Source organism: Grimontia marina (genome assembly GCF_900060185.1).
Taxonomy (GTDB): Bacteria; Pseudomonadota; Gammaproteobacteria; order Enterobacterales; family Vibrionaceae; genus Enterovibrio; species Enterovibrio marinus.
Window position 1 is genome coordinate 1 of record NZ_FIZY01000108.1, and the last position, 5,218, is coordinate 5,218.

Annotated in this window: 6 protein-coding genes; 5 read left to right on the forward strand and 1 reads right to left on the reverse strand. The window is 44.8% G+C overall.

Going from position 1 to position 5,218, the window contains the following annotated elements:
* The 3 genes from GMA8713_RS25035 to GMA8713_RS25045 form a co-directional block, all read left to right on the forward strand.
* Window positions 1-1,856, forward strand: a 1,856-nt coding sequence (locus tag GMA8713_RS25035; protein WP_232314573.1) for a type VI secretion system Vgr family protein, incomplete at its 5' end; no start/stop codon positions are given.
* The gene (locus tag GMA8713_RS25040; RefSeq protein WP_062715310.1) at window positions 1,853-2,749 is read left to right on the forward strand and encodes a hypothetical protein; all 897 of its coding nucleotides are present in this window, start codon (window positions 1,853-1,855) and stop codon (window positions 2,747-2,749) included. The genes GMA8713_RS25035 and GMA8713_RS25040, both read left to right, overlap by 4 nt.
* A complete protein-coding gene (locus GMA8713_RS25045; RefSeq protein WP_062715312.1) occupies window positions 2,739-3,254 on the forward strand; it encodes a hypothetical protein in 516 nt (171 codons plus the stop codon). The genes GMA8713_RS25040 and GMA8713_RS25045 overlap by 11 nt, the downstream gene beginning before the upstream one ends.
* On the opposite strand, the gene ybiA is transcribed toward GMA8713_RS25045, so the two are convergent.
* Window positions 3,243-3,806 carry a riboflavin biosynthesis intermediates N-glycosidase gene (gene ybiA, locus GMA8713_RS25050; RefSeq protein WP_062715315.1) on the reverse strand — a complete coding sequence of 188 codons (564 nt, stop codon included), beginning with the start codon at window positions 3,804-3,806 and terminating at the stop codon, window positions 3,243-3,245. The genes GMA8713_RS25045 and ybiA overlap by 12 nt on opposite strands.
* A 294-nt stretch (window positions 3,807-4,100) precedes the next feature.
* On the opposite strand from ybiA, the gene GMA8713_RS25055 reads away from it, so the two are divergent.
* Window positions 4,101-4,595 carry a hypothetical protein gene (locus GMA8713_RS25055; RefSeq protein WP_062715317.1) on the forward strand — a complete coding sequence of 165 codons (495 nt, stop codon included), beginning with the start codon at window positions 4,101-4,103 and terminating at the stop codon, window positions 4,593-4,595.
* Window positions 4,596-4,659: 64 nt separating this feature from the next.
* Window positions 4,660-4,944 carry a type VI secretion system PAAR protein gene (locus GMA8713_RS25060; RefSeq protein WP_062715318.1) on the forward strand — a complete coding sequence of 95 codons (285 nt, stop codon included), beginning with the start codon at window positions 4,660-4,662 and terminating at the stop codon, window positions 4,942-4,944.
* The last annotated feature ends 274 nt before the right edge of the window (window positions 4,945-5,218 follow it).

A 5,218-nucleotide genomic window follows, 5' to 3' on the forward strand; every position in this document is an offset into this window, starting at 1 on the left:
CACTGGAGATGGTGCCGTCCCTTGCCAGACTGTCCCTTCGCCAGAACAGCCGTATCTTCCAGCAGCAGTCTGCCCCGGAAATCATGAGTATTCTCCTGCAGGAGATGGGCATTGATGATTATGCGTTCTCGCTCTCCGGTAAACCTCAGACCCGTGAGTATTGTGTTCAGTACCGGGAAACGGACCTCGAATTCCTGGAACGTATTGCGGCGGAAGAGGGCATTTTCTATTGCTTCCTGCATTCCAAAGACAAGCACACGGTGCTGTTCTCTGATGATACCCAGACCCTATCAGCTTCGGGCCTTGCGCTGCCTTATAACGTGAATGTCGGTGGGATATCTAAAGAGAATTTTGTTAAAGGCTGGCAGTCTTCGGCGCAGGCAAGACCCTCTTCCGCGCAGCTGAAAGATTACAGTTTTAAAAAACCGGCCTATGGCTTTTTACATGAACACGCGGGCACGGAAATGGCCTTTCAGCGTGGCACGTATGAGCATTATGACTACCCGGGGCGTTATAAGAGTGATGCCGCAGGGAAGCCCTTTACCCAGTACCGTCTTGAGCATTTAAGACGTGATGCCATCACGGCAACGGCGCAAAGCAATGTCCCTCAGGTTCAGCCAGGCATGCTGTTTGACCTCGTGGACCATCCGGATGAGACCACGAACCGTGATTGGGTGGTGGTCTCTGCCCAGTGTGAAGGCACTCAGCCGCAGGCGCTGGAAGAGGCCGGCGGTGAGGGCATGACGACGTTTCACAATACCTTTTCAGTGATTCCGGCTCACCGGCCTTGGCGTCCAACACCGCAACCGAAACCTTGTGTTCATGGCCCACAAATCGCGATTGTTACCGGTCCCGATGGTGAGGAAATCTTCTGTGATGAACATGGCCGGGTGAAGGTGCAGTTCCCCTGGGACCGTTATGGTAACAGTGATGATGCCTCAAGTTGTTGGGTACGTGTCTCTCAGGGTTGGGCAGGCGGTCAGTATGGCATGATGGCCATTCCCCGTATCGGTCATGAGGTGATTGTCTCTTTCCTTGAAGGTGACCCGGACCAGCCAATTGTTACCGGGCGCACGTATCACGCCACCAATGTGCCACCTTACCCGCTGCCGGCGAACAAGACGCGTACGGTACTTAGAACCGAAACCCATCAGGGGGAAGGTTTTAATGAGCTTCGCTTTGAGGACCAGGCGGGACAGGAAGAAATCTATGTCCATGCCCAGAAGGACATGAACCTGCTGGTCGAGAATGACCGCAAGGATAATATCAAGCATGACCTCCACCTGGATGTGGAGAATGAAAGGTTCCAGCATATCAAAGTGGATGATCACCTGACGGTAGATGGGCAATCCAAAGAGCATGTGAAAGGTGATATCAGCCTGACAGTCGATAGCTCCCTGCACATCAAGCAAGGTAAGAAACAACTGCTCGAAGCAGGCACAGAAATTCACCATAAAGCGGGCGACAAAGTCATCATCGAAGCGGGCACAGAAATCACCGTCAAAACCGCCGCTGGCTTTGTAAAACTGGACCCAGCAGGGGTTCATATTTCAGGTCCTGTCGTGAACCTCAACTCAGGGGGAAGTGCGGGAAGTGGTAGCGGGTTTGGGGGGAAACTACCTTTGCCACCCAAATTTATTGCAGAGCCCCCAATATTTGATGAGCAAATAAGGTTAGTCACCTCAAGTGGCAAAATTTTAAAAAATACTCCTTACTTTGTTCAAGCGAATGATGGGCGTATTTTCCATGGGGTTTCCGATGCGCAAGGTTTATTACCACGGATCCAAACTGAACAACCCGATTTTTTGAAAGTTTTCACCGGCATTAAAGCATTAGAAAGGTGGCCACAAGAATGAGCGATATGATGATTGAAACGGATATCACGACCAACCCAAATGTTGGTTCTACGACTGATGTATTAAGTGATGATATGCCCGCACGCGCATTTTTCTTTTCAATTGTCGATGAAGTCGGCTCAGACGGTATGCTTGTCAGAAAAGTCTACGCTACCTTAGACGACCAATTCTTAAAAGCAATGCAACTGCCTGAAACTCAGGCTTTGAAAGAAGTATTTCCAGAAAAATTCGGTATATCAGGAAGAGATATAAATGCTAATGCATCAATAGCAGAGCACGTTATGGGGGTGAACAATCAAACTCAGTTCACTTCTACTAGTTCAGCATTCCCTGACGGTTCCCCTCGTTTTCAAGGTAAAAGTGTCTATATAGATGTAAAAAAAGCAACACAAGGCGGAGCAAAGCTTGTTTCTACAGACGAGATCATAGCAGCATTAGAAGAATACAAAAAAACGGCTCCAAAAAGAATTAAGCGCATAGACCAAATTATTGGTTATGTTCGCGACATTGATAAGGAAGTATTGTTAGCGAATAAGGTACCTGCCAAGGCGGTTTTCACACCAGAGTCATACGCTTTTGTTAAACAAGTTGGTAAGGTAGGTAGGGTTGTTCAGGTTTTCGGCTTCGCATTTACAGCCTATGACTTATCAGTCGCGACACAAGAATCGATAAAAACCGAGAGCATGAAGCCAATTAGTGCAGAAGTTGTGCGGCAGGTTGGTGGCTGGGGAGCTGCAGTGGCAGGAGCAAAAGTAGGGACGGTTGCAGGCGCAGCAGTAGGCATCGAAACTGGACCTGGGGCAATTGTAACAGGATTAATTGGTGGTATCATTTTCGGTGCTGCTGGTTATTTTGGCGCAGATTGGGTGGCTGATTTTATTTATGAAAACTAATTTTTTAAGTAAGTTAGGGCTTGTAAAAAAACAAGAGAAACTAAAGGACGAAGACCCTTTGGTTTTGAATTTTATTACACCTAGCTATCCACTAGTAAAACTATCTCAAGAACATAAGGGACAGGCATATTATCTGTTTTTTTTAATTTCCAAATCAGAACTACCTAGACTCTTAACTACACTTGACATTAGAGATAGCTCTCAATGCCACAAAAAGCTGCTGATTAATTTTTCTCTATATGAGGATTTTTCTGGTTATGTCGTCAGCCTTACTTGTAATGAAAAAAGCATCATAGAGAGCATTCTTAATCTCAAACTCTCTCCTCCTCTACCTCATCACTCATTTCCTGATATTGATCCAAACAATTATGGTAGCCTACAAGGTAACCTAGACCTTTGGTTTTCACATTTTTGGTCAACATATTGGCTTTCATTGTCTGAAGCTGAAAAAGATAAAGTTCAACTCACAAACGACTGGGAAGAATTTACAGAGTTAAGATTTTAAATTTTCTTCTCTCAGCTTTTTTCTGACATCCATCAGCGCAAAGCCAAGTAAATTCAGCCCCCTCCACTTATTGGGGTTTGCTGAGTCTGCATGTCCTGCATCTAAACCAATACCCCAGATTTTATCATAGGGGCTTGCTTCAACAAGTACATGATCATCCGTTGCCAGCAAAAAAGCTCTTAATACAGAACAACTCCTGAATTTATGGAGATTTGCATCTACTACTATTTGAAAACGATTTTCAATCCATATTTTCTCATCAAAATTGGTTACTTCTCGTCCAAGTTTTTTCGCTTCTTCAGGAGTCTTAGAGCGCAACACCTTCTCTGCGCACAACAAATCATCAAAAATTATGGCTTTCTTAAACATCATGTACTGTTCTGCGGTGTGAAATTTATGTCCGTTAACTTGGAAAGGGGACATGTACCATTGACTCAGACACTCTTTGCCAACGGATGCATTGCTCCTCGGGGTGTGTCCCCAGAAAAATAGAAGCTTATTTTTATCAATTTTTATCCCAGAACTAGATGAGAAGTTAGCATTTTTTGACATATTCAGATCCCCTAATGCGGTAGATATTCGTTGTGGATTCTCTGGCAAAAAATTGCTCTCTGGGCAAACTTTCACTCGATATTTGAGCAATTTCTTGCCTTACGATTATTAAAACACCCTAACGTGCTGTTTTAAATGCATATATTATATGGCATATCAATTGCTGGTTTGTGCCTACTGGCTTGATCGTACCAAAGTATGAGGCAAACCAATCTTTATGCCAGCGAAGTATTTATCGTCAGTTTAATGCCCTTTGCATGCATGAAAAAGCGGAACTGACTTTAATGTTTACCTATGAGAGCTAATTTTCTGATCAGCATAGTAAGTTTGTTGTTATCACCATTCTTTGCTCAAGCAAAGACAGTTACAGTCGAAGGTATTTTCTCATCATTTCCTGAAGCTGGTTTTGAGAAGAGTATTTTGGTTCATTCCTTAGTAGGGGATAACGGAAAAGCTGAAATTGATGGAGAAGATTATTTCGTAGGAAGCATGTCAGATGACGACAAACTTCTTCTGGAAAGCTATTTATTTTGGGAAGAAAGTTCACTTTCCAATGTAGATTGTCTCAGCTTTCCCGCTCAGCGAATAACTTTAATCAAAGAAATTGCCGCCTCCAATGGTGATGATGCAGCCCAGGTCGCGAGCAGCTATGGAAGTGCTTCTGCTTACCTCGATAAGAAAAATGCAGAAGCACTCTTTCCACTGCCAAAATACAAAACACGCCAAGTGCTTTGCATTTCAAGTGAAGGGAAACATTTCCCTCAAACATCAGCATCGATTTTCTTTTAGAATGCACAAGTCGGTGTAATCCCGATGTTGAAGCAATAAAAATTGAAAAATAAGGATATGAATAATGGGTAATGCAGTTCGACTGGGAGACACGGGAACAGATCACGATGGCTTCCCACCAACGCCAACAACCGCGGGCTCAGGCACGGTAAAAATGGATGGTATCCCAGTTTGCAGATTGGGCGATCCGCTGGCGCCTCATGACAAGCCCAAACATCCTCCACATGGTCGTAGTATTGCAGCTGGATCAGCGACGGTCTTTGCTGATGGAAAACCCGTCGCCAGAACGGGAGACCCAGTAAGCTGCGGGGGTGTGATTATTGGTGGCGGCACAGTAAATATCGGTTAAACCTGTTGTATTACTCTTAACTCTCTTAGTTTATCTTCCCAAACTAACCGCCTGATCTCTTAATATATTGGGCGGCATCATCCTTGAACAATTCAAATACCTAGCCCCAGAAACTTCTTATTTTAGCTCAAACCAACCTGACCAATCCGGCCAAATCTTGCTCGCTGAGCAACTTTTCGCCCACCCACAGGCAACACCTTGCTCCCCCCTTTTTAGGCATCAGCTAAGTCTCTGTTTTTATTGCACTACACTACTGGCACACCCCTTGCGTTAT

What these genes read in the sequence shown, in the direction of transcription:
- GMA8713_RS25040 (WP_062715310.1), top strand. Translation starts at nt 1,853, where the DNA reads ATGAGCGATATGATGATTGAAACGGATATCACGACCAACCCAAATGTT.
- GMA8713_RS25045 (WP_062715312.1), top strand. Translation starts at nt 2,739, where the DNA reads ATGAAAACTAATTTTTTAAGTAAGTTAGGGCTTGTAAAAAAACAAGAG.
- ybiA (WP_062715315.1), bottom strand. Translation starts at nt 3,806, where the DNA reads ATGTCAAAAAATGCTAACTTCTCATCTAGTTCTGGGATAAAAATTGAT.
- GMA8713_RS25055 (WP_062715317.1), top strand. Translation starts at nt 4,101, where the DNA reads ATGAGAGCTAATTTTCTGATCAGCATAGTAAGTTTGTTGTTATCACCA.
- GMA8713_RS25060 (WP_062715318.1), top strand. Translation starts at nt 4,660, where the DNA reads ATGGGTAATGCAGTTCGACTGGGAGACACGGGAACAGATCACGATGGC.